This window comes from Pseudomonas sp. 5Vm1k, from assembly GCF_056161485.1.
This window is the reverse complement of sequence record NZ_JBSPCZ010000008.1, coordinates 73,687-95,901: the sequence shown is the minus strand read 5'-3', so window position 1 is coordinate 95,901 and position 22,215 is coordinate 73,687. Positions and strand designations below refer to the sequence as shown.

The following is a 22,215-nucleotide window of genomic DNA, read 5'->3' as shown; positions in this document are numbered from 1 at the left end:
ATTAAAAGATAATACCTTTGGATTTCGCTTCCTTCAGCCACTGTGGGAATTCTTCCATCAGCTTGTCGTAAAGCTGCTCTTCGCTGATGTCGTGCAAGTCATCCAGGGCGAAGAAACCACAGTTGTCGACGACTCGGCCGGTCATGGTGTCGAGTTTTTCCAGAATGCCGTAGTTGTGCCCGCCGATGCCGACGAATTGCCAGAAGATCGGCAGCTTGGCCGCCTCTATCATCAGTTTTTTGATCGCGCCACTGGCTGACACACCTCCATCACTGATGAACAGGATATAGATCGGAGTGGTGTCCCGGGACTGCTTGTAAAAGTCGATCACCTTCTTGATGGCTTTGGGTTCGTCGTTGTAACGAGCGCCGATCTTCCAGTCTTTCCAGCCTCGGCTGTCGGTGTTGATGAAGTCTTTGTGGTTGGCCAGTGTCACGGCAGACAGTTGCAGCGTTTCGGCGCCAAAGGCCCAGCAATCGAGAGTGCCATCGTCGTCAAAGTGCAGCGCCAGCGGCAACAGCCGATTGACCACTTCCTGAACACGACCGGTTTGGTATTGGTTATTCATGGAACCGGACGCGTCCAGCACCAGGCCGACCCGCGCTTTAACGTCCGTGAGCTTGGCTTTTTCGAGGCTGACCTGGGCTTTCTTTGCCAGGCTGATCAGGTGCGGCGCGGCATTGCCGATCTTCTTCTCAAGGGAAATGGTGCTTGTAACGGGGGCCGGTACGGGCGCAGGAACGGGCGCCGGTTCGTCAGCGACATCCCCGCCGAAATGTTTCACCAGCGCTTCCAGACCGGCGTTGAACCCTTGCAGATTGGACGCCAGGCGCCATTCGCCCGACTTGCGATAAAGCTCGACGATCATGATTGCCTTTTCGTCGGCGAAGGTCGCTCCCGAAAACGCGCATTGCGCCAACACATCGCCAGACAGGCTCTTGATGCTGAAACTGCTGGCCTGGATATCGCGCATTGCACCGGTGCCGTCGATCGAGGTGGTGAAGACCAGACGATCAATCGTGGTGGGGAGTTTTGCAAGGTCGAGGCTGAAATCACCGCCGTTCGACATACTCACGCTATTGCACGGCGTCGTCGGCTGATTGAAAAACACCATGTAGCGATCATCGGACAGCTTGCCCTGGGCATCGATGCCGAAGCATACAAAGTCGAGCACATGGGGCGACTGGACGTTGATCGAAAGGGTAAGTTGCGAGCCCGGCATGAGGCTGGACAAGGGTAACCGTTGTCCTTGGCTGATTTGCATATTGCGTCCTTGTAATGGTTGCACCGTGGAACTGGCATTCATGGGAAGTGCAGGTGCGCGATTATGCGGGAGTAAGGGATCGATGGGGGCGAAGTTTATAAGGTGGGCGTTGCCCTGATTGTCTGCCCTGCGCCACCACGCTACCCTTCGCAGCGCTGGGTATGTCGACTTATCAACAGGGAAAAATAATATGGACGTTAAGCACTCTCCTTCAGTGCGTCGCTTGATACAGGTTCCAGCGATCCTCTTGCTTCTCATCACACCGCTATTTGCTCATGCCGATGTTACGGAAGAAGAGGCGACCGCCAATTGCCTCAAGATCAGTGAGTATTCCGCCGAGGGCGGGAAGTATTACAAGCTCAAGCAATATGCCAAGGCCCGGGAACAGTATGAGCGGCAGGCTGGCTGGTCTGAGAGTTGTGGGTTGGACGAAGAAAAACTGGCGATGGCCTACAACAACGTTGCGCTCACCTACATACACGAAGGCAATTACCTGAAGGCTCGTGCGTGGCTGAGCATTTTACCGAACGACAAAAAGTCGATCTTCAACCTTGGCAAGATCAGTGGCGATATCAAAAACTCGCTGGCGAAAGTAGCGAGTAAACCGCAAGGGCAGTATTGGCAATATGCCGGGGCTGCGTTATGGAACTCCATGGCGATCAAGCCACAAGGCATGAAATACCAAGTTGATTTCGAGGGTTATTACGCTGGCATGATGGCGATGTATTACGGTCCCAATCTCGGTGAGTTTTCAACGGTATTAGCCTTTGATAACGGCAAGGCGCATTACGCCATGAGTGGGGACGATGGCGACTGTGAATACGACTTCGACATTAAAAAGGATGTGCTCACGGTAAATCGCACGGCAGGTGAGTCATGCGGTTTTGGCCACAATGTGGGCGCTGAAGGGACTTATAACCGGGTCGAGCTGTAGTTTGAAAATGGGGAAAGCCCCGAAAAACTCGGGGCTGACTCCAAGGGATCGTAAACCTAAGCCTCCCAACCCGCCCCACTGACCGCCTCTTGCGCCAGCGGATGCATGTCCGCCCCGTGATGCTCCGTCTGCCAGGCCTGCAGTTCCTTGCGCATGCCCGGCGTCCAGTACATCTGCAGGTGATTACGCACACCGAGCACGGCCAATTGCTGATCCGGTTCGGTGGCGAAGTACTGGGCGATCTGGTTGGCCATCTTGATCAGGTTGTCCGTGCTCATCGGCGCACCTCGGCTTTGGCACCACGTGCATGACGGCGATCTTTCAGCAAACGGTCCTGTTCGTCGCTGAAGGCCTGATAGCGTTTTTGCCATTCCGAAGGGTGGTAGACGCGGCTGACTTCCACGGCGGTGACTTTGTACTCCGGACAGTTAGTGGCCCAGTCGGAGTTGTCGGTGGTGATCACGTTGGCCCCGGATTCCGGGAAGTGGAACGTGGTGTACACCACGCCCGGTGCGACCCGTTCGGTGACCCGCGCGCGCAGGACAGTCTGGCCGGCGCGGCTGCCGATACCGACCCAATCGCCTTCGTTGATGCCACGGCTCTCGGCGTCGGTTGGGTGAATTTCCAGACGATCTTCGTCATGCCAGGCGACGTTCTCGGTACGCCGGGTCTGCGCGCCGACGTTGTACTGGCTGAGGATGCGCCCGGTGGTCAGCAGCAGCGGATAGCGATTGTTGACCTTCTCCTCGGTGGGCACATAGCCGGTGAGCATGAAGCGGCCCTTGCCGCGCACGAATTGTTCGATGTGCATGGTCGGCGTGCCGTCCGGCGCAGCGGCGTTGCACGGCCATTGCAGGCTGCCGTGGCTGTCCAGCGCGGCGTAGCTGACGTTGGTGAAGGTCGGCGTCAGGCTGGCGATTTCATCCATGATTTCTGACGGATGTTGGTAGTTCATTGGATAGCCCAACGCGTTGGCCAGAGCCACCGTGCCTTCCCAATCGGCCTTGCCGCCCAGCGGTTCCATGACCTTGCGCACCCGCGAAATGCGGCGCTCGGCGTTGGTGAAGGTGCCGTCCTTTTCCAGGAACGAACTGCCCGGCAGGAACACGTGGGCGAACTTCGCGGTTTCGTTGAGGAAAATGTCCTGCACCACCACGCATTCCATGGCCGACAGGGCCGCGGTGACGTGCTGGGTGTTCGGGTCGCTCTGGGCGATGTCTTCGCCCTGGCAGTACAAGCCTTTGAAACTGCCGGCCAGCGCCGCTTCGAACATGTTCGGAATGCGCAGGCCCGGATCGGGTTGCAAGGTGACGTTCCACGCCTGTTCGAATTGCGTGCGCACCACTTCGTTGGAAATGTGCCGGTAGCCGGGCAACTCGTGAGGGAAGGAACCCATGTCGCAGGAACCCTGGACGTTGTTCTGTCCGCGCAGCGGGTTCACGCCGACGCCTTCGCGACCGATATTGCCGGTGGCCATGGCCAGGTTGGCGATGCCCATGACGGCGGTGCTGCCCTGGCTGTGTTCGGTGATGCCCAAGCCGTAGTAGATCGCGGCATTACCGGCGTTCGCATACAAACGGGCGGCGGCACGGATGTCTGCAGCGTCTACGCCGCAAATGGCGCCAAGCACTTCCGGCGAGTTTTCCGGACGGCTGACAAATTCGCTCCATCGCGCGAAGTCGCTGCCCTCACAACGGGCGTCGATAAAGTCCTGGTTGAGCAGGCCTTCGGTGACGATGGTGTGGGCCAGGGCGTTGAGCATGGCGACGTTGGTGCCGGGGCGCAGGGCCAGGTGCAGTTCGGCGCGGGCGTGCACCGAGTCAACCAGGTCAATGCGCCGTGGGTCGATGACGATCAGCCGCGCACCTTCACGCAAGCGGCGTTTGAGTTGGGAGGCGAACACCGGGTGGGCGTCGCTGGGGTTGGCGCCCATCACCAGGATTACGTCGGCCTGCATCACAGAATCGAAACTCTGGGTGCCGGCGGACTCGCCCAAGGTTTGTTTCAGGCCATAACCGGTCGGCGAGTGGCAGACCCGCGCACAGGTGTCGACGTTGTTGTTGCCGAACGCGGCGCGCACCAGTTTTTGTACAAGGTAGGTTTCTTCGTTGGTACAGCGGCTGGAAGTGATGCCGCCAATGGAATCGCGGCCGTACTTTTGCTGCAACCGGCGGAATTCACTGGCGGCGTAGGTCACCGCTTCATCCCAGCTGACTTCCTGCCAAGGGTCGTTGATGTGGTTGCGGATCATTGGTTTGGTAATGCGATCCGGGTGGGTGGCGTAGCCCCAGGCAAAGCGTCCTTTGACGCAAGAGTGGCCGTGGTTGGCCTGGCCGTTTTTGTCCGGAACCATGCGCACCAGTTTGTCGCCTTTCATCTCGGCGCGGAACGAGCAGCCGACGCCGCAATAGGCGCACGTTGTGATCACGCTGCGCTCAGGCTGACCCAATTCGACCACGCTTTTTTCCATCAGCGTCGCGGTGGGGCAGGCCTGCACACAGGCGCCGCAGGACACGCATTCCGAATCGAGGAAGTTATCGCCACCGGCGGCCGCGACCCGGGATTCGAAACCGCGTCCGGTGATGGTCAGGGCAAACGTGCCTTGGGTTTCTTCGCAGGCACGTACGCAGCGGTTGCAGACGATGCACTTGCTCGGGTCGTAGTCGAAATACGGGTTGGACGTGTCCTTCACATCCGCCAGATGATTCTCGCCTTCATAGCCGTAGCGCACTTCCCGCAGGCCAACTTGACCGGCCACGGTTTGCAGCTCGCAGTTGCCGTTCGCCGAGCACGTCAGGCAATCCAGCGGGTGATCGGAGATGTACAACTCCATGACGTTGCGCCGCAGCGTGGCGAGTTTCGGCGTCTGGGTGTGCACGCTCATGCCTTCAGTGACCGGCGTGGTGCAGGACGCCGGGTAGCCGCGCATGCCGTCGATTTCCACCAGGCACATGCGGCAAGAGCCGAAGGCTTCCAGGCTGTCGGTGGCGCACAGTTTCGGAATGGTGGTGCCCAGCAGCGCGGCGGCGCGCATCACCGAAGTACCTTCGGGCACGCTGATGCTGCGGCCGTCGATGTTCAGGGTGACTTGCACCTGGCTGTCGCGGGCGGGTGTTCCAAGATCGATATCGGTTTTCGGGTCGAAGAGGGTGATCATTGGTCGGCCTCCGAGGGCTGCAGACCGAAGTCGGCGGGGAAGTACTTGAGAGCGCTGACCACCGGGAATGGGGCCATGCCGCCCAACGCGCACAGCGAACCGTATTGCATGGTGTCGCACAGGTCCCTGAGGATGATCGCCTGTTCATCGCGACCGCTTTGGTCCGGCGCGGCGAGCAGGCGATCGATCACCTCGACACCGCGGGTCGAGCCGATGCGGCAAGGCGTGCATTTGCCACACGATTCCTCGGCGCAAAACTGCATCGCGAAACGCGCCATGTGCGCCATGTCCAAGGTGTCGTCCGCCACCACTACACCACCGTGACCTAGCATCGCGCCCATGGCGGCGAAGGCTTCGTAATCCAGCGGCGTGTCGAATTGCGACGGCGGCACCCAAGTGCCGAGCGGGCCGCCGACTTGTGCGGCTTTCAGCGGCCGGCCACTGGCAGTGCCGCCGCCGTAGTCTTCCACCAGCTCCCGCAGGGTCAGGCCAAACGCCCGTTCCACCAGGCCGCCGCGAAGAACATTGCCCGCCAACTGGAAGGGCATGGTGCCCAGGGAACGGCCCATGCCGTAATCGCGATAGAACTGCGCACCCTTGGCCAGAATCAGCGGCACCGAGGCCAGGGTCAGCACGTTGTGCACCAGCGTCGGCAGGCCGAACAGGCCCTGCAACGCCGGGATCGGCGGCTTGGCGCGCACGATCCCGCGCTTGCCTTCGAGGGAATCCAGCAACGCGGTTTCTTCACCGCAGATATAAGCGCCGGCACCGACACGTACTTCCATGTCGAAGGCCTGACCGCTGCCGCCGACATTGGCGCCGAGGTAGCCGTTCGACCGGGCAATCTCCAGCGCTTCGCGCAAGGTCGCCACCGCTTGTGGATATTCCGAACGCACATAGATGTAGCCGTAGGTGGCGCCGACGGTGATGCCGGCAATGGCCATGCCTTCGATCAGCAGGAAGGGGTCGCCCTCCATCAACATGCGATCGGCGAACGTGCCGGAGTCGCCTTCGTCGGCGTTGCACACAATGTATTTCTGCGCGGCTTGGGTGGCGCGGACCGTGCGCCATTTAATCCCCGCCGGGAACGCTGCGCCGCCACGGCCACGCAGGCCGGAATCGAACACTTCCGTCGCGCTCTGCTCGCCGCCAATGTTGACGGCCCTAGTTAAACCCTCGAAACCGCCGTGGGCCCGGTAATCGTCCAGCGATAATGGCCGGGTGATGCCGGCGCGGGCAAACAGCAGGCGTTGTTGGGTCTTCAGATACGGCAATTCTTCCACCAGGCCCAAGGCCAGTGGATGCGCGGAGGGCTCGCCATGCAGCGCATACAGCACGGACGGCACATCGGCAGCGGTCAGCGGGCCGAAACCGATTCGCCCTTGCGGGGTGTCGACTTCCAGCAGTGGTTCCAGCCAGTAGAGGCCACGAGAACTGGTACGTTGCAGATCCTGGCCGGCAAGGGCCAACGCCACCTCATCGGCACCCACGGCGCGGGCCAGGGAATCACTCGGCAAATAGAGGCTCATACGTCCTCCCGGCAAGCGTCGAGCAAGGCATCCAGACGCTCGGCACTCAGCCGCGCATGCACCTTGCCATCCAGCTCCAGGGCCGGCGAACAGGCGCAGGCGCCGAGGCAATACACCGGACGCAGACTGATGTTGCCATCGGCGCTGCTGCCGTGGTCATCCAATTGCAGACGTTCGCGCAACTGCGCCGCGAGCTGCTCGGCGCCGCGACTCTTGCACGACTCGGCGCGGCACAGCCGCAGGATATGCCGGGCGGGCGGCGCGGTACGGAAGTCATGATAAAAGCTGATCACCCCACGAATCTCGGCCTGACTCTGGTTGAGGGCGTGGGCAATCTCGGGAATGGCAACATCGGGGATGTAACCGATGCCCTCCTGAATTTCATGGAGGATCGGCAACAGTGCACCCGGAGAGCCTTTGTGGCGCTCCAGCAAGCGGTTGACCATCGGCAGGTGCAACAACATCTCATCAGGCATACAGCATTCCTCACGGTCACGGACAAACCAGAAGGTCGTCGGTTGTCCGAAAGTGTCGGCTGCGGCGTTCACACCACGTCACGGTATCGTGGCATTTTTGGCCGTTGGCCAGGCACCCTGAGCGGGCATCTTGTTGGGCCCGGTACGATCTTTGTCGCACCTCTTCAGGGCATAAATTGCAGCTTGCCACGCTGGCATCGGTTCAACTGCACAAAAGCGACGTGCTCGGTTCTTTCCACGACCACCCGTTAAGTCTAGAAGAGCCCAGCCCAACGCGTTCACTCTCGGTAATATTTTGTGGCAGAACCGATGCGTGTCCGCCAACTACAGTGGACGTACGATGCCGTTCGACGTGATCTGATCGCAAAGGAGTCAACATGAAGAGAGCTATCCTGCCGGCGCTGGTCCTCCTGATCGCGGCGCAATCCCCGGCCTACGCCATCAACGACAAATACCGCAAACAACTGGAGCAATCCGGCTGCACCCAAGTCAGCGAAACCCAAGGCTGCGACATCCACAAGTCCAAGGCAGAAAACGCCAAGGCCGGCTTCACCAACCCCGCCGCCGAGACTCCTTACGCCGGGCAATGGGTGGCCAAAAGCGATGCCGGCGCGACCGTCGCCACCATTCGCATCGATGCCAAAGAACAGGTGTGGGTCAACGGAAAACGGGTCAACGCCAAACGCACCGACGGTACGTTGCAGTTTCGCCAGGGCAAGATTGTTTTCACCATTCAGGGTGATCGGCGCCTGCAGAATCAGGATTACTGGATGGACAGCGACGCCGGGACCAAGGGCCCGATTCAGATTGAATAGCCACTTAAGAACGATCTGAAAAAGACCTCTGGTTTTGCCAGATGCCCCAGCACAGACATTCATTTACGACACGGCGCCATAATGTATTGAACCCGTTAGTCTTTGAACCGCCACGTCCCATCGTAGGAAGCGATATGCACCTGCTTTATCCGAGTGACCCATTTGATAAAAAACGTCCTGATGAACAGTACGCTGAAGAGTACGACGCGGCAGTGGCTGCCGGGTTGCAGACTGCGCTGTTCTCTTTTGAAGATTTCGAAATAGGTTCTTTTAAGACGTCTGTACCTTTCATACCCGGCGATTCCGTTTTGTACCGGGGGTGGATGCTGACGCCCGACGCTTATGCTGCTTTGGTTGTCCGTCTGCGCGACCAAGGCGCCATTGAATTTACCAACACCACGCAATACCGACACTGTCATCACTTGCCGCAGTGGTATCCGTTGTTGGCTGCCTGCACGAGCGAAACCGTGGTGCTGCCCAGCGACGCAAACTTCACTCAGGCACTCGACGGTCTGCATTGGCCGGGCTACTTCATCAAGGACTACGTAAAGTCGCTGAATACGGGGGGTGGCAGCCTGGTGGACAAGCCCGAATGCATAGCGCCGCTGGTTGAGGCTATGCGCCAATATCGTGGCCAGATTGAAGGCGGTATATGCGTCAGACGAAAAGAGGAATACCTCGAAGAAACCGAGCGTCGCTACTTCGTGCTCCTCGGGCAGCCCTATGGGGCCACCGGTGAAGTGCCCGGGCTGGTGACCGAATGCGCACGACTGATCGACAGTCCATTTTTCTCGATCGACGTGGTGCTCAGGTCAGATGGCGTGCTGCGGGTGGTCGAGCTGGGCGATGGCCAAGTGTCAGACCGCAAGGAATGGTCAGCCGAACACTTCGCCTGGATGTTGAGCCGTGCGGGATGAGCCTGCGACTGATAGAACCTGATGTGTAAAACCGAGGTCGATTCACCCAATACCCGGTGCTATTTGCCCTGTCGAACCTGTGGATGATGCGAAAACGGCTGTTGGTTGTGGGAGAGCTGCGCCTTGAAAAGGCGTCGATCAAGGGTGAAACAATTAGTTAAGAGCAGGAAAGGCGGATTTCTGACCCGCTACCCACGATGGCATCAAAAAACGCGGACTACTTCAGACCTTCCTTGAGCACAAAAAAGGAGCGACAAATGATTGATTTCAACAACAAGGGATTCTTCAAACTCAAGCAAAACGAAGAATACGCCCAACGCGTGGCCGACCTTTTGCTCGACGGCGAACACGTCATCGACGCCTACAAATCCATGCGCGACGGCGTGGTCTTCACCAACAAACGCATCATCGCTGTCAACGTCCAGGGCATCACCGGCAGCAAAAAAGACTTCACCTCGCTGCCGTACAAAAACATCGTCGCGTACTCGGTGGAAACGTCCGGCACGTTTGATCTGGATTCCGAACTGGAGATCTACTTCTCGTCGCTGGGCAAAGTGAAATTCGAATTCACCGGCAGGACATCAATGGTAGAAATCTCAAAACTGATCTCCCAACACGTCCTCTGACCCAAACACGAAAAAGCCCCGAAAACTCGGGGCTAAAACGCTCTTTTGGAAAAACCACAATCCCCGTAGGAGCAAAGCTTGCTCGCGAAATCGGTGTATCAGTCAACTCCGAAACCAACTGGCACACCCCCGTCACAAGCAAGTTCACCAATGTCACCAGGAAAATGAGGATGATGGGCAAACTCGGGATCCTGACGACCGCCGCCCTAGCTTCTTATCAAATTTTCAATGCTGAAAACAAAACGAAAGAGACGGCGCGTCAAGGCATCATAATTGGAAGTGGTGCGGTAGGTGGTCTACTCGCAGGGCTTGGAGTTAGCACTCTCTGTGGTCCAGGTGCACTAATCGTGGGAACGATTGCTGGAAGCATTGGAGACGAAGCGGTAACGGACTCGCTCGATGGAGAGTTAGAGGAGTTTTCACATTGGGATATTCGTTGAGTCAGCCTGAGCTGACAAACATCAGAGTCGCACTATCGGACCCATTTAATGACTCTCCGGTGGATTACGACTTCATCGCCAAGCAAGTAAAAGGAGTGGACCATGAAACGCTCTACGAAATACTTTATTCGGAAGTAGCGCCTGTCTGCTTCACCAATATCGCGGCTGCAGTTCCTACAGTGTGGACGGGCTTCGATCCTGATTCCCTCAATGCCATGATTGAAGAACGGCGTGTGGCCAAGGAGAACAATTGGTTTCGTAGGCAATTTGATAAGTTATTTGTGCGTTGGCTGGAATATAACTATGGGTATATTTGGAAGGAGATTGTTAGTAGGTTGGAAAAATAGGTCTTTCTCATTTTTAAGGATGCTGTGAGGAAAAGGGGACAGATTTATTATTGCCCACTGTCGACACCAAAAAAGACCTGCTCATGGTAAAGCACATGGCGGGAGAGCCTTGGGGGCGCAACGTGAGGGCTGACGTTGGGTATCACGGCGTCGAGCACTAGCTGCTTTCAGAAAACTCACAAAGCTTGGCAAACACGCGAAACCCAACATAGTCGGATGGGTATTTGTACAGACGTCGGTAGTAGCAATCCCAATAACTGATCATGCGTGCTTGGGTCGTTTGAAAGTACGCCTGATTGTTCCGAATGAAGCGCCCGTAAAGCGCCGAATCAAGCATCGGCAGATACGCTTCAACGGTCTCAAGTATCTCGATGACGTACTCGCCCGTCAGTTGGACCACGAACGGGACAACCCATGGTTCATGCACGGAGAGAATCCGTTCCAGATGACGTTGCCGCACATGACCATCGTGGTGCCGTGTCAGAAGACACGAGTACAAAATGCTCTGTGTTTCAGTCAAGTGGTCAAAGGCTTCCTCATGACCCCGGTGATATATCCGGTAGGGAATGACCAATTCTTCCTCTCCGACGCTGACTTCTATGAATCGATGCATGGCCACGCGAGCCTGGAAAAGTTGGCCTATAACCTGGTCGAGAGCCTCTGCCTCTTGTTTAAGAAAAGACGGAAAAGCCTTGGTGATAACGCGAGAGGAATCGGGTGGAGGAGGGCAAATCGACATGCGATGGTCTCGGATGTATAGACGATTCAAACCTTGTCCAGTCGAGCAAGGTGCGTAGCATCGGATTCGCTCAGGAGCCTTGAAGGATCACGACGGACAGCAAAAAAGCGATGACTGACGCGAAGAGGCCGCATATCCCACCGATTAAAAGGCGCAAGACAGGATGCTGCGCTCGTCGGATGCGATCCACCCCAATCCACGTTCCTATGCCGGCGCCAGCGGTGATCATCGACACCATCAACTTCTCGGCGCTGCCTGGTCGCCCCAAACCGAGGATTTCGATAGCCACTGACACAATCATCAGGGCGACGATAAAACCGCCGACAGCGCCTGCAAGGTTAGCAATCAACAAATTCCTGGTGCCGCGACACCTCACCACCCAAATCCACACACACGCCGTAATAGCGGCGATAGAAGACACCCCAATCACTTCCATTTGATGCTGTCCTTGATATCCATTTCCTTGAGCTGGGTTTATGTACCGCCCCATCACTCACAGAATAACTTTCAAATAGTCCCGAAGCGCATTGACCGGTGCTTCAAGCTGCTCCATCGTTTGTGCGACGTTGAAATCAGTGAGCAACTTATTCAGCTCGCGCCCGAGTGGTGTCTCGACCCCACCCAAGGTCTCCAGCGCTAACCCCACACAATGCGCCACTCTGAGCTGGATCGCATCGACATCCCCCCGCCGCACCAACAACCCAAACACCTCCCGCTCATAATCACTCATGATCGGGTCATCCCGCAGAATCGGGCTTTCCCCCTCCCGCTCATACGCCAGCTTGAGGGCGAACAGGGCAACGGTTTCCAGATGCAATTCCATTGTGTGAATCCTTGATTCGTTGGCTGGGCGGGTTTGGGTTGTGGCGCCTTAAAGGCAAGATCAAAAGATCGCGGCCTTCGGCAGCTCCTACGGGGTGGTGGGGTGTCAGCCACTTTATTGCAGGCGAAAATAGTTTTATGCATGTGTACGCTTCCACGTTGTACCGTGAAGTGTACATCCTGCCTGCCTCCAATAATGACTGGTGTGGATGGAAGCTTGATCGGATTTCTCCATCCAATTTCCGACGAGCTGTAGATAAGATCTACAAGAAACTGGTTACGGATAGACTCCCTAGTCTGCCAAAAAGGGCCGAAACCGACACATGGCGAACTTATGCGATCACTCGGGCGTCATGAGCACAGCAAGCGTTATTTTGATGAACTCCTCGTTCCGATCGATCGTGTCCAGGGCGCCCCGAACATTGTCGGCGACGTCCGCCGATCCGTGCATCTCTACCCAGTTCGAAAGCCCCATGATGGCGGCCTCAAGGGAGAGCTGGTTTTCGTTGATCTTGAGTGTAAGCGAACAAGCTAATCTGGGGATACGAGCTCCTAGTGTGCTGTTTTCTAAATAACTTACCCTTCCATTTGCGCTTCCATCGCCTCGCGTGCTCGCTGGATTTTGCTCAAAACTTCCTCACCCTTCGCGTTCCAAACGTACCGGGTCAGTCGCGCGTTCCGTAATGCCAGGAAGGCGGTAATCGAGCCTTCCAACTCACGTACGGAGCCGAAGCGCCGTTGCGCAAGAACACGGTAATGTCCCTGAAAAACCGCTCGACCATGATCATCCACTAGCTGGAGTTCGGTGTGAAATGCACATGGAAGCGCTGATGTTTTGCCAGCCAAGCCTTTACGTGCTTGTGTGTCGCATAGTTATCCACGATCAGATACAGCTGGAGGTGCTTGGGGGGGCTTGTCGATTTTCTTGAGGAAAGCCAACCACTCTTGATGGCGGTGCTGACGCTCAATGCTACTGATCAGTTTGCCCTCGAGATAATCTAGTACGGCGAACAGCGTGACCGTGCAGTGACGACTGTAATCATGGGATTTTGTTTGGACATGACCGATCCCTAGAGGCAGCCCAGGCTGTGTGCGTTCCAAGGCTTGCACCTGACTTCACTCGTCGCAGCAGAGCACCAACGCCTTGTCTGGCGGGGTCAGATACAGGCCAACGACATCCCGGAGTTTTTCCTCGAACTGCGGGTCGTTTGACAGTTTGAAGGTACCATTCAGGACAGCTTTGGCGAGTTAGAACTATAGTGCTAACTAACCGGTATTTCCGGGGTCAGGGTTAGAATCAAAACGATTCTATATGACCCTATAAAATAAATTTAACTTGTGAATGTATTCACCCCTCTCCGACAATGTAAAATCGTGGCTGCCGCCGACCTGGGATCAATACTCGAAAATAAGCTCTAGCTCACTCACGAGAAGAGAGAAAGCCCACTGACGATGACATTGTTAAATACCGTCAGTAAACATAAAAAGTCCCATAACCGAATCCCGATTGCAGTAATCCGGGCATCGGGGCAGTTATGCGGAATGCACGACATCAGTAAAGGAATGGATCATGATTTCATTGGACGAACTTCTCATCATGTCGGGCTTGTCGAGAAAGAGCGACTGGTTCGAAGCCCTTAAGATAAATACCACGGCTCTGGGTTGTGATGGCGTGCTGTTTGCGTATAAATCGAACAACAATGTTGATAACGACCAGGCCATTATCCTCAGCGACTATCCAGCAGCCTGGCGCAAGAAATACGACGCTGAAGGTTATGCCCGGATTGACCCCGTCGTTTCTCACTGTTTAACGTCGACAGTGCCCATCGTATGGTTCGACAATATTTACACCTCTGTACAACAACTGAGTTTCAGAGAAGAAGCCAAAAAATTTGGTCTGGTACAAGGTGTAAGTTTGCCTGTTCATGGCGCTGCCGGCCAAGTGGGGATCCTGAGCGCCCGTTTCGAGGCTACTCCGGAACGGCAACTCAAATACCATTTAGCGCGGACTCTCCCCAATCTGACGCTTATCCGCGATTACGCCCTAGATACGCTTCTCAATCTGCTTGGCAAGGAAAGTGCTGAAGAGCCTATCGCGCTCACGCATCGGGAGCTGGAAATACTCAAATGGAGTGCATTCGGCAAAACCACTTGGGAAATTGCTCGCATTCTCAGTTGCTCGGAAGCCAACATCAATTATCACTTCGCCAAAGTCAGAAAGAAGTTCAATGTAGGGTCGAGGAGGATGGCAATCGTTAAAGCCTTGCAAACCGGTTTGCTGGAATTCTGAACCAGACAGTCGTCAACCGGCAACTGTCTGACTAAATCGCGCCCCACTAATAAAATCCATGTGTCGCTGTGCCGTTCATGCAAAGGAAGTCCGGCTTTTGATTTCTATAAGCACGCGCTCTCTGAGCGCTGGCTCCCAGACTTCATCCCACTGTTGTATATAGTGTTCACGCTGTTTTAGGATCTGCGGACTATTTAAGTCGAAGTCAGCACCGATAAGCTCGATTTGCCGGGCTTTGGTATATGACATGAAAGGAGAACTGGCTAAACGCCGGGCGTCAGTGTCTATACCAAGACGTTTTGCGCAATATAACGCAGCGGCGAGCGCTTCGTGTTCAGAGTGGCTGGCTTCCATGACTTCCGTCCGGACGCGATCCGCATTCCAGACCCGCTCCTGGTAGATATGTTGATAGACATCGATGGCGACGTCGCAATGTTCTATTTCCTCTGCGAAGTGGTAACCCAATAGATAGAGCACACCGAGATTCGCTGAAATGCTGCAAGTACGAGCGAAATTCTTTCCAGAAAACAGCTGTTCGAAAAAAATAAAACTGGAAATACAGTTTTTGCTTTCAAATACCGCAATTTTCAGCAACGCATCCCTGACACCTTCACGCTCTCCCCTCGCGACCCTCTGCAGAATAGGTTCATAGTGGTTTACGTGAAACTCGTGAAGGTATGGATATACCCGAGGGTGCAATTGATCCTTGTATATGCTGCCTGGGCAAAGAAATGAATTCAGATATTTATGTGCCTTGGCGTGATGCATTTCCTGTGCCAGGAAGGTGTGCTCAAGGTCCAGCAGTCCTTCATCGGCGATCAACGACCGGGAGTGTTTGCTGACAAAATTACAAAAATATTCAATGTATTCCAGATAAAAGGAATACCCCAATCCCACAAGAGAAGTCTGTTCGTCGTAAGCCCAGCGGAAATCAAAATCCGCCCCGACTTTCATGGCCTTTTTTATATCGAATGGAATTCTTCTAATTTTCATGCTGCGTCCTGGCTGCCTATCGCGAAAAGGCACTCGTCCCCCGGACGAGTGCCTACCCGGCACTGTCAGTTCTGAAGAAACAGAATCCCGTCTTCACTTTCCCGGGAATGAATCGCTCGGGTCTGCCCCAACCCTTTGACCAAAAACGAAACATGCTGTGCACGCATTTGTTCCTGGCTGTACGGACTCCGGTTACCGAAGATCTGCTCCATCAACTGAGTTTTTTTACGCACGATGCGATCCACTGCACCTTCTCCCCGCTTGGCCGGCAGGAACAGCTGCATCAGTTTGTTTTGCCCTTCAAAATAAGTCTCGTGGACCATCGCATTATGATAAGTAAGACCGACATCAATCACCGCCAGCGAACGCTCAAGGTGCTCAGGATCGGATTTTACCAACTCTTCGATGACAGCCGCCCACGCCTGGGTATGCCGTGCTTCGTCTTTCATAATGTTGGTTATTAGGGCCTGGAGGGCCGGGTGATGCACCTGACTGCGTACATCCCGGTACAACTCAGTGTTGACCACTTCGCCAAATAGGTGGGCAAAAGTATAGCTGTACAAATCCCAGTACTTTCTATCTTCATAGCACCAGATGTACTTTTGCGAATATTCACGGACGGAGAGTTTGTCTACATAACCTAACTCACCGGTAGAGACATAATGATAGGCGGTCGCAAGAGCGATGCCATGACGCATCTCTTCATAGGCAATGATATTGACATAGGCAAGAATCTGCCCCCAGTCATTGGCCAGGATTTTAGGATAGCCTTCACGGATTTCAGTGAGCAACAGGTCATGAAACTGTACCGCTGATGCCTGTCCGGAAAACTCTCCATCCGACAAGCAGTCGAGCAAGTTGACAATATCCCGATCATGCTCATCGAGTTCGGCCAGCCATTTCCAGTCATAACGCTGCGCGTCCCACCTTTGTTCATCGGAAAGGCAGCCGAAGTTGACGATGGTGCTAATCCCTGACATGCAAGATTCTCCCTGAATTGAGTCACCCGGCAGAGGGCAACTCAGCTATTGCTTGGATGGTAATAAAGTCGATCAGCAAGTCAGGCCGCCATCGATCACCAGAGTTTGGCCAGTTATATAGGCCGCTCCCTCGCTTAGCAGGTAATCAACCAATGACGCCACCTCAACCGTGCTTCCGAAACGACGCAGCGGAATGCTCTTCTTCAGCCCAGCCCCGTTGTCTTTCAAATGCCTGGTCATATCGGTCTCGATATAGCCGGGAGCAATGCTGTTGACCCGCATATTAAATCGGGACATTTCAAGAGCCAGCGAGCGTGTCATTCCTATCAGTGCGGCCTTGGTGGCCGAATACGCTGACTGGCCGACATTCCCCTTGATTCCTGAAACGGAACTGATGTTGATGATGCAAGCATCAGACTCCCCCATCATCGAACCGATAAAAGCCCGGGAAACCGAAAATGCAGAAAAGACATTTTGACTGAATATATGGGTCAGAGCTTGTTCATCGAGGTTCGAGAAAAGACGGTCCTCAGCGACTCCCGCATTGTTGATCACTGCGTAGGGCGGTCCATAGCGCTGAATAAGCGATTGCGCTACATCTTCAATCTGGCTCACATCGGATACATCGCAGTGAACCGCCTCTACCTGTTTACCAGGCTCGTTATTCAGTTGCTCAGCCAGTGCCTTGGCCTCGATCATGCTGGACTTGTATGTAAATACAACATCGTAGTTCCGGCTGGCCACACTAACGATCTCTGCGCCGATGCCACGAGACCCACCCGTGACGAATATCCATTTACGCTTCATGCCGACTCCTCCAGCAGGTTGGCGATCAATCCCATTTCTACAGCCAGCACCGGCCGGTCATGCGAGTACAAGGTGAAGACAACAGAGGCAAAAATAGAATCGTTGACTCTGATCAGATCCTTGCCCTTAACGCTGTAAGCAATTGATTCGTAGTTCGAACCTGGCGCTTGAGTCCAATCAGTATCTATCAGCGTCAGCGCATGGGAGATTTGATAGACGACATAAGGGCGGTCGCTGGATATCCCTTCTCTGGCGAGAAACCGCTGAACATCACTGGCCAGCGCAGTCTTGCGGTTGTCTTCGATGTAAATCGAAAACAGGATGGCATCCCAGTACACGCTCGGATGTAAACGTGAGCCAACAAGGGTCGACAACAGTTCGTATTTTTCATCCAGCACTTCGGCGCTATAGCGCTCCAGTATCGGTCGACGCTCGTCAGACTCCGTCACCGCCGTAGCTTCCGGAGCGCTTCGCGCCCTCACGCTGCCTGTATACAGCGACTTCCCGTCAGAGCTGACTTTGATGCTCTGTACCGGGCTTAGTGTGTAGTCTACAAACTGGTCAATCGGCACTGCATGCTTGAGGTGCAGTTTTATCTCGCAAGTCTGGGCACAAATGGGAGCTTCGAACGCCAGATGGTTCTTGAGTGGCAACATGGCAAGCATTCCATGAACAATCCGCCCGGAGTGACCATTTTTGATGGCGAAATCGCCATCGAAATGTACTGGGTTCCGATCTCCAGAAAATACCGCCCAGTTCTCAAGGTCTTCATGATTAAAGTTTCGACGCATATCACGAATACCTTCTGACAACCAGGCAGCTATTTGCCCCGCCGAATCCGTAGTTGATGTTCAGTACGTTATCGACAGTCTCTAAATACCGGTGTTCGTTAGGGATGTAATCAAGATCGCAAAGAGGATCGGGACACTCCAGATTGATTGTTGCCGGCGCCATCCCGGTCTGAAGGGTCTTGATGCAGAAAACAGTCTCAATGGCACCCGCTGCAGCAATCAGATGGCCGGTATAAGACTTCGTACTGGAGATGGGAATCGAGCGCGCTCGCTCGCCAAAGACCTTCTTGATGGTATTGGTCTCATTCAGATCATTGAGCTGAGTCGAGGTCCCGTGTGCATTGATGTAGTCGATGTCCGTTACATTAAGACCCGCATCTTCGATAGCCTTTTCGATTGACATCGCTCGACCCAGTAAATCCTCGGCCGGCGCGGTGATATCGTAAGCATCCGAATAGTTGGCGTACCCCCCGATCTCGGCATAGATGGTAGCGCCTCGCTTGAGCGCCTCATCCAGATCTTCGAGCACCAGCACGGCGCTACCTTCGGACAGCACAAATCCGCTTCGCCCCTTACTGAACGGACAACAAGCCTTTGCCGAGTCTTCCTGTTCCTTGCTCAAGGCACCCAGGATGTCCACAGACCAGACGTTGTAGTCTCCTGTAATGCTCTCACTACCTCCGGCAAGCATGCATTTGGCCCTGCCGTTACGAATGAGTTCGCACGCGTCACCGATTGCGATGTTGCCTGTGGCACATGCTGCCACCAGCGTGTTCTGGTAACCCCTCATATTCCAGGCCATTGAAGCCGACCCGGTCCATACGCTGTGCATGGAGAAAATTGTACTGAGCGGCGAAGCGAGACCTGACTCGACATACATGTCGTTATTGTCGATGGTTGAGTCGACGCCCCCCCACCCTGTTCCCAACACTACACCCCGATCAAAGGGCGAATAGTGTTTGTCCATCTCTGCAACCGGATCGTCACCAAAAGCCATGCACAATGCTTGCTCCGAAGCGGACATGCCGATTCGCGCAAAGCGAGGAAGATTCTTGGCGATGCGTTTCGGCACCGCCTTGAGCTCTATCGGAAATTCGATCTTTCCAAAAAACTTTGCTGTGACTGACTGATCTTTCATCGGGTGCCGGGCATAACCCATTTGATAGTCTTTTATGGCACCCCAGATTTCGTCCGTGTTACGACCCAAAGCACAGACAGAGCCGAACCCCGTGACGACTACCCTTTTCTTAGTTTGCACTGCGCATCCCTCTCGAGCGGTATTACCGTTGTCATGTCGACTGGCTGGATCAGGCTTGCTCGTTTCGGCAGAACGTATAGAAATCACCCATAGTGCTCAGGTTTGCCGCGGGAAGCTTATTAACGTCTATGGCGATGCCAAGTTCTTTCTTAAGGGCAACCTGAATGCTGACGTAATCGAGACTGACAAGGTGAATATCGCTGATTAGGGTATATTCTGTAATGGTTGCAACATCGAAGTCGGTCAGTTCCCCAATAACATTGGTAATCACGGTTTCTACGTTCATTATTCCACTCCTGTGGTTTCATTTTTCTTGGCGCTGCCAGCCATGATTTCACTCATAATGGCGCGTACTTCATCGGACATCGGTACTTCCATGGAGAAGGTGTTATTGATCACGGAGTAATCGAGGTAACCCATCCGCCCAATAGGTCGAACCTTTTCAATATCGACACAGCCATCAGGTTTTATGTACTCATCATTAATATGCACGCGAATCACTTCGCCGATGATGAGGTCCACTGTTCCAAGTTCGCTTCTACCCTTCACTACAGTCGTCGACACATAACGACACTCGAGGTGACACGGACTATCTTTCACCATTGGCACATCGGAAAGATCGGCTTTTATCTTTTCAAGGCCCGCCAGTTCGAACTCACTCTGATCGGAAGGCACAATCATCGCCGAGATGTTCACTGCCTCCTTGAGCGCTTCGGTCGCCATGTTCCAGACAAACCATCCGGTCTTTTCAGCATTGACTGCCGAATCCTTTCGCTGACCTGTTGGGTAGTGATTGGCAGCAAACATGACCATAGGCGGATCAAATGTAAGAATGCCGCACTGACTGAAAGGTGCGAGATTATCATTGCCCTTTTCATCAACTGAGGAAATCCAGGCAATCGGACGGGGAACAACACAACTCCTGAACGGAGAATGAGGCAGCGGACAGTTATCTTCCTGTGGATCGTATTTCATTTTTAAACATTGCTCTCTATTTGTTTAACTAATGTTTGCAGTTGATATTTTTTAAGTCAAGGGCGTCGCCAATTGACTATCACAATGAACAGTGCCAGCCAAAACACAGCACTTGCTGCACAATATACTGATGACACAGCAACAGCGTCGTGTGTGAGATCTCTCACGGGAGATTTGTGTGCCTGCAGCGATGCATGCGAACTAGCACAACTGCTAGTTCGTTTGAAACCTGGTTTTTCAGAGATAAAAACCAAGTTGGCGGATCAATCTTAAATTGCACGCAGCCACAACTTGTCATTGCTCTAACAGCAACAACGAAGCGAGGGTTATGAAGAAAAAAGACCGGCAAGAGAGAAGTGAATCGAGTAAATCCAGGCTGCCATCAAAACGTTGCGGCAAACGACGTCTCGGCAAGTAGCGGGCAGGAAGCCCTGATTAGTGGATAACCATAAGACATGACTGAAAGTGCGTCTAGCCGCTCAAGGTGATTCCGTACAGGAAGAGGGAGCTGCCGAGCGAACCCGGCAGTCACATGTCACCAAAAGTTCAAGTCGGGGATCAGGTCCGCGACAAGCAGAGACGATCAGGAACCATGCGCAAGTGTCACTCGCGCCATGCCTTGAACAACAAACTGGCGTTTACCCCGCCGAATCCGAAGCCATTGCAGAGTGCGTAATTCATCTCTATCGAGCGCGGCTCGCCCAGCACCAGATCGACATCCAAAGCATCTTCATCAGGTCGGTGGCAGTTGAGATTGAATGGCACCACTTGGTTAACCAGGGACATGACCGTGAAAATACCTGCCAGTCCACCGGCTGCACCCAACAGGTGGCCGGTAGATGACTTGGTAGAAGACACCGCAACGTTCTTCGGACCGAAAACGGCCTTCACAGCCGCAAGCTCGCCTTTGTCACCGACCATTGTCGAAGTGGAATGAGCGTTGATGTACTTCACCGCACCTGGCTCAACGCCCGCTTGTTTCAGAGCGACCCGCATACACCTCTGGGCGCCTGCGCCATCTGCAGGAGCGGCAGTTACATGGTAGGCGTCAGCGCTGGTGCCATAACCGACAATCTCGGCAATAGGCTTGGCGCCGCGAGCCAAGGCGTGCTCTAGGGTCTCGATGACCATCAGCCCTGCGCCCTCGGCAATAATGAACCCGTCGCGATCCACATCGAAAGGACGGGAAGCCTCTTGTGGACGGTCATTGAAGATAGTGGCCATCGCCTTGGCTGCGACGAACCCACCGATGCTGACTTCGTTGATGCATGCCTCGCTGCCGCCACAGATCGCGACATCGGCTTCATCGTTCTGAATCATGCGAACCGCATCGCCAATCGCCTGTACACCAGCAGCGCATGCCGTTGCAGGTGCTCCCAACGGCCCTCTGAAACCGTACTTGATCGAAACCTGTCCGGATGCCATGTTCACCAAAAAACCAGGAACGGTAAAAGGCGAAACTCGACGTACGCCACTTTCGTTGATCGAATTCACCGCATCACGAATGTAATTCAGGCCTCCGATTCCCGATGCGATGACAGTGGCTGTACGCGCCTTGTCTTCATCGGTTGTCGGCGTCCAGCCTGATTGCCGAAGTGCCTCGCTGGCGGCGGCCAAGGCGAAAATGATGAAGCGATCCATGCGTCGTGCGTCTTTCGGATTGACGAAAGTGCTGACATCGAAACCGGCTTCGGGGTCGGAGCTGATGTCAGGGACAGTGCCGGCAATCTCAACCGGCAGATCCCCCATTCGATCGATCTTTCTAACGCCAGACTTGCCCTCTAACAGACGCTTCCAGCTGTGTTCAACGCCTACACCCAATGGGGATACCGCGCCCATGCCAGTAATTACAATTCGTTTTGTCATAGCGTTGATTCCTCTGTTTCGGTACTTGGCAAGCATTCAGCCCCCCCATTCCATTGAATGGAGGGTCGTGGAGGCTGAAACCAAATAGAACATTTGATAGGGGCACCTGCGACAGGTCAACCCGCGTGCGGGGCGACTATCAGAACTGATAGTCGATTACAGCCACGCCGACATTTCGCCGTGACATTC

The 22,215-nt window shown here is 54.6% G+C and carries 24 protein-coding genes and 1 pseudogene; 7 read left to right on the top strand and 18 right to left on the bottom strand.

Annotation, left to right across the window (positions count from 1 at the left end; translation table 11 throughout):
• Nucleotide 1: 1 nt before the first annotated feature.
• Complete coding sequence (locus ACWIKB_RS17255) at nt 2–1,264, bottom strand: VWA domain-containing protein (protein WP_475268363.1); 1,263 nt, start codon at nt 1,262–1,264, stop codon at nt 2–4.
• A gap of 190 nt (nt 1,265–1,454) precedes the next feature.
• Here ACWIKB_RS17255 and ACWIKB_RS17250 point away from each other — a divergent pair, with 190 nt between their 5' ends.
• Entirely contained in the window at nt 1,455–2,198 is a 744-nt protein-coding gene (locus tag ACWIKB_RS17250; protein ID WP_475268361.1) for a tetratricopeptide repeat protein, read from the top strand.
• Nucleotides 2,199–2,254: 56 nt separating this feature from the next.
• Here the strand turns inward: ACWIKB_RS17250 and ACWIKB_RS17245 are convergent, their stop codons facing one another.
• From ACWIKB_RS17245 to ACWIKB_RS17230, 4 genes are read right to left on the bottom strand one after another with little or no spacing between them, the layout of a single operon-like run.
• Nucleotides 2,255–2,476: a formate dehydrogenase subunit delta gene (locus tag ACWIKB_RS17245; RefSeq protein WP_475268359.1), complete on the bottom strand. Its 222-nt coding sequence runs from the start codon at nt 2,474–2,476 to the stop codon at nt 2,255–2,257.
• A complete protein-coding gene (fdhF, locus tag ACWIKB_RS17240) occupies nt 2,473–5,355 on the bottom strand; it encodes a formate dehydrogenase subunit alpha (RefSeq protein ID WP_475268357.1) in 2,883 nt (960 codons plus the stop codon). Before fdhF ends, ACWIKB_RS17245 begins: the two co-directional genes overlap by 4 nt.
• Nucleotides 5,352–6,884: a formate dehydrogenase beta subunit gene (locus ACWIKB_RS17235; protein ID WP_475268355.1), complete on the bottom strand. Its 1,533-nt coding sequence runs from the start codon at nt 6,882–6,884 to the stop codon at nt 5,352–5,354. The genes fdhF and ACWIKB_RS17235 overlap by 4 nt, the downstream gene beginning before the upstream one ends.
• Nucleotides 6,881–7,360 (bottom strand): formate dehydrogenase subunit gamma, encoded by a 480-nt coding sequence (locus ACWIKB_RS17230; protein WP_475268353.1) that lies wholly within the window; start codon nt 7,358–7,360, stop codon nt 6,881–6,883. Before ACWIKB_RS17230 ends, ACWIKB_RS17235 begins: the two co-directional genes overlap by 4 nt.
• Before the next feature lie 377 nt (nt 7,361–7,737).
• Between ACWIKB_RS17230 and ACWIKB_RS17225 the strand changes: the two genes are divergently transcribed.
• The 5 genes from ACWIKB_RS17225 to ACWIKB_RS17205 all read left to right on the top strand — a co-directional run bounded on the left by ACWIKB_RS17225 (nt 7,738) and on the right by ACWIKB_RS17205 (nt 10,505).
• Nucleotides 7,738–8,175 (top strand): hypothetical protein, encoded by a 438-nt coding sequence (locus tag ACWIKB_RS17225; RefSeq protein ID WP_475268351.1) that lies wholly within the window; start codon nt 7,738–7,740, stop codon nt 8,173–8,175.
• A gap of 134 nt (nt 8,176–8,309) precedes the next feature.
• Nucleotides 8,310–9,092 carry an ATP-grasp domain-containing protein gene (locus tag ACWIKB_RS17220; protein WP_475268349.1) on the top strand — a complete coding sequence of 261 codons (783 nt, stop codon included), beginning with the start codon at nt 8,310–8,312 and terminating at the stop codon, nt 9,090–9,092.
• A gap of 257 nt (nt 9,093–9,349) precedes the next feature.
• On the top strand, nt 9,350–9,718 hold the full coding sequence (locus ACWIKB_RS17215; RefSeq protein ID WP_429528499.1) for a PH domain-containing protein: 369 nt from the start codon (nt 9,350–9,352) through the stop codon (nt 9,716–9,718).
• Between the two features lie 170 nt (nt 9,719–9,888).
• The gene (locus tag ACWIKB_RS17210; protein ID WP_475268347.1) at nt 9,889–10,158 is read left to right on the top strand and encodes a hypothetical protein; all 270 of its coding nucleotides are present in this window, start codon (nt 9,889–9,891) and stop codon (nt 10,156–10,158) included.
• Nucleotides 10,143–10,505, top strand: coding sequence for a DUF7079 family protein (locus ACWIKB_RS17205; protein ID WP_475268345.1), 363 nt, complete (start codon nt 10,143–10,145; stop codon nt 10,503–10,505). Before ACWIKB_RS17210 ends, ACWIKB_RS17205 begins: the two co-directional genes overlap by 16 nt.
• A gap of 157 nt (nt 10,506–10,662) precedes the next feature.
• Here ACWIKB_RS17205 and ACWIKB_RS17200 read toward each other — a convergent pair whose 3' ends face one another.
• The 5 genes and pseudogenes from ACWIKB_RS17200 to ACWIKB_RS17180 form a co-directional block, all read right to left on the bottom strand.
• Nucleotides 10,663–10,965, bottom strand: coding sequence for a hypothetical protein (locus tag ACWIKB_RS17200; RefSeq protein WP_475268343.1), 303 nt, complete (start codon nt 10,963–10,965; stop codon nt 10,663–10,665).
• A gap of 349 nt (nt 10,966–11,314) precedes the next feature.
• Nucleotides 11,315–11,680: a hypothetical protein gene (locus ACWIKB_RS17195; RefSeq protein WP_475268342.1), complete on the bottom strand. Its 366-nt coding sequence runs from the start codon at nt 11,678–11,680 to the stop codon at nt 11,315–11,317.
• Between the two features lie 57 nt (nt 11,681–11,737).
• The gene (locus ACWIKB_RS17190) at nt 11,738–12,067 is read right to left on the bottom strand and encodes a hypothetical protein (protein WP_475268340.1); all 330 of its coding nucleotides are present in this window, start codon (nt 12,065–12,067) and stop codon (nt 11,738–11,740) included.
• A 339-nt stretch (nt 12,068–12,406) separates the two neighbouring features.
• The gene (locus tag ACWIKB_RS17185; protein WP_475268620.1) at nt 12,407–12,610 is read right to left on the bottom strand and encodes a hypothetical protein; all 204 of its coding nucleotides are present in this window, start codon (nt 12,608–12,610) and stop codon (nt 12,407–12,409) included.
• Nucleotides 12,611–12,642: 32 nt separating this feature from the next.
• Nucleotides 12,643–13,308: pseudogene (locus tag ACWIKB_RS17180) on the bottom strand (IS630 family transposase); the annotation flags it as partial.
• Nucleotides 13,309–13,636: 328 nt separating this feature from the next.
• Between ACWIKB_RS17180 and ACWIKB_RS17175 the strand changes: the two are divergent.
• Nucleotides 13,637–14,356, top strand: a complete 720-nt coding sequence (locus ACWIKB_RS17175; protein WP_475268338.1) for a helix-turn-helix transcriptional regulator — start codon at nt 13,637–13,639, stop codon at nt 14,354–14,356.
• A gap of 75 nt (nt 14,357–14,431) precedes the next feature.
• Here ACWIKB_RS17175 and ACWIKB_RS17170 read toward each other — a convergent pair whose 3' ends face one another.
• The 8 genes from ACWIKB_RS17170 to fabF all read right to left on the bottom strand — a co-directional run bounded on the left by ACWIKB_RS17170 (nt 14,432) and on the right by fabF (nt 22,026).
• Complete coding sequence (locus tag ACWIKB_RS17170) at nt 14,432–15,349, bottom strand: metal-dependent hydrolase (RefSeq protein WP_475268337.1); 918 nt, start codon at nt 15,347–15,349, stop codon at nt 14,432–14,434.
• 65 nt (nt 15,350–15,414) lie between these two features.
• Nucleotides 15,415–16,329 carry an acyl-ACP desaturase gene (locus tag ACWIKB_RS17165; RefSeq protein ID WP_475268335.1) on the bottom strand — a complete coding sequence of 305 codons (915 nt, stop codon included), beginning with the start codon at nt 16,327–16,329 and terminating at the stop codon, nt 15,415–15,417.
• A 72-nt stretch (nt 16,330–16,401) separates the two neighbouring features.
• Nucleotides 16,402–17,136 (bottom strand): SDR family NAD(P)-dependent oxidoreductase, encoded by a 735-nt coding sequence (locus ACWIKB_RS17160; protein ID WP_475268334.1) that lies wholly within the window; start codon nt 17,134–17,136, stop codon nt 16,402–16,404.
• The gene (locus ACWIKB_RS17155) at nt 17,133–17,927 is read right to left on the bottom strand and encodes a MaoC/PaaZ C-terminal domain-containing protein (protein ID WP_475268332.1); all 795 of its coding nucleotides are present in this window, start codon (nt 17,925–17,927) and stop codon (nt 17,133–17,135) included. The genes ACWIKB_RS17160 and ACWIKB_RS17155 overlap by 4 nt, the downstream gene beginning before the upstream one ends.
• A gap of 1 nt (nt 17,928) precedes the next feature.
• Entirely contained in the window at nt 17,929–19,185 is a 1,257-nt protein-coding gene (locus ACWIKB_RS17150; protein ID WP_475268330.1) for a beta-ketoacyl-[acyl-carrier-protein] synthase family protein, read from the bottom strand.
• 49 nt (nt 19,186–19,234) lie between these two features.
• Nucleotides 19,235–19,471: a hypothetical protein gene (locus ACWIKB_RS17145; protein WP_475268328.1), complete on the bottom strand. Its 237-nt coding sequence runs from the start codon at nt 19,469–19,471 to the stop codon at nt 19,235–19,237.
• On the bottom strand, nt 19,471–20,160 hold the full coding sequence (locus tag ACWIKB_RS17140; protein WP_475268327.1) for a flavin reductase family protein: 690 nt from the start codon (nt 20,158–20,160) through the stop codon (nt 19,471–19,473). The genes ACWIKB_RS17145 and ACWIKB_RS17140 overlap by 1 nt, the downstream gene beginning before the upstream one ends.
• 603 nt (nt 20,161–20,763) lie before the next feature.
• Nucleotides 20,764–22,026, bottom strand: a complete 1,263-nt coding sequence (gene fabF, locus ACWIKB_RS17135) for a beta-ketoacyl-ACP synthase II (RefSeq protein ID WP_475268325.1) — start codon at nt 22,024–22,026, stop codon at nt 20,764–20,766.
• Between the last annotated feature and the right edge of the window lie 189 nt (nt 22,027–22,215).

Excerpts from the sequence above, each read along its gene's own strand:
- ACWIKB_RS17255 (WP_475268363.1), bottom strand. The coding sequence starts at position 1,264 with ATGCAAATCAGCCAAGGACAACGGTTACCCTTGTCCAGCCTCATGCCG.
- ACWIKB_RS17250 (WP_475268361.1), top strand. The coding sequence starts at position 1,455 with ATGGACGTTAAGCACTCTCCTTCAGTGCGTCGCTTGATACAGGTTCCA.
- ACWIKB_RS17245 (WP_475268359.1), bottom strand. The coding sequence starts at position 2,476 with ATGAGCACGGACAACCTGATCAAGATGGCCAACCAGATCGCCCAGTAC.
- fdhF (WP_475268357.1), bottom strand. The coding sequence starts at position 5,355 with ATGATCACCCTCTTCGACCCGAAAACCGATATCGATCTTGGAACACCC.
- ACWIKB_RS17235 (WP_475268355.1), bottom strand. The coding sequence starts at position 6,884 with ATGAGCCTCTATTTGCCGAGTGATTCCCTGGCCCGCGCCGTGGGTGCC.
- ACWIKB_RS17230 (WP_475268353.1), bottom strand. The coding sequence starts at position 7,360 with ATGCCTGATGAGATGTTGTTGCACCTGCCGATGGTCAACCGCTTGCTG.
- ACWIKB_RS17225 (WP_475268351.1), top strand. The coding sequence starts at position 7,738 with ATGAAGAGAGCTATCCTGCCGGCGCTGGTCCTCCTGATCGCGGCGCAA.
- ACWIKB_RS17220 (WP_475268349.1), top strand. The coding sequence starts at position 8,310 with ATGCACCTGCTTTATCCGAGTGACCCATTTGATAAAAAACGTCCTGAT.
- ACWIKB_RS17215 (WP_429528499.1), top strand. The coding sequence starts at position 9,350 with ATGATTGATTTCAACAACAAGGGATTCTTCAAACTCAAGCAAAACGAA.
- ACWIKB_RS17210 (WP_475268347.1), top strand. The coding sequence starts at position 9,889 with ATGATGGGCAAACTCGGGATCCTGACGACCGCCGCCCTAGCTTCTTAT.
- ACWIKB_RS17195 (WP_475268342.1), bottom strand. The coding sequence starts at position 11,680 with ATGGAAGTGATTGGGGTGTCTTCTATCGCCGCTATTACGGCGTGTGTG.
- ACWIKB_RS17190 (WP_475268340.1), bottom strand. The coding sequence starts at position 12,067 with ATGGAATTGCATCTGGAAACCGTTGCCCTGTTCGCCCTCAAGCTGGCG.
- ACWIKB_RS17175 (WP_475268338.1), top strand. The coding sequence starts at position 13,637 with ATGATTTCATTGGACGAACTTCTCATCATGTCGGGCTTGTCGAGAAAG.
- ACWIKB_RS17170 (WP_475268337.1), bottom strand. The coding sequence starts at position 15,349 with ATGAAAATTAGAAGAATTCCATTCGATATAAAAAAGGCCATGAAAGTC.
- ACWIKB_RS17165 (WP_475268335.1), bottom strand. The coding sequence starts at position 16,329 with ATGTCAGGGATTAGCACCATCGTCAACTTCGGCTGCCTTTCCGATGAA.
- ACWIKB_RS17160 (WP_475268334.1), bottom strand. The coding sequence starts at position 17,136 with ATGAAGCGTAAATGGATATTCGTCACGGGTGGGTCTCGTGGCATCGGC.
- ACWIKB_RS17155 (WP_475268332.1), bottom strand. The coding sequence starts at position 17,927 with ATGCGTCGAAACTTTAATCATGAAGACCTTGAGAACTGGGCGGTATTT.
- ACWIKB_RS17145 (WP_475268328.1), bottom strand. The coding sequence starts at position 19,471 with ATGAACGTAGAAACCGTGATTACCAATGTTATTGGGGAACTGACCGAC.
- ACWIKB_RS17140 (WP_475268327.1), bottom strand. The coding sequence starts at position 20,160 with ATGAAATACGATCCACAGGAAGATAACTGTCCGCTGCCTCATTCTCCG.
- fabF (WP_475268325.1), bottom strand. The coding sequence starts at position 22,026 with ATGACAAAACGAATTGTAATTACTGGCATGGGCGCGGTATCCCCATTG.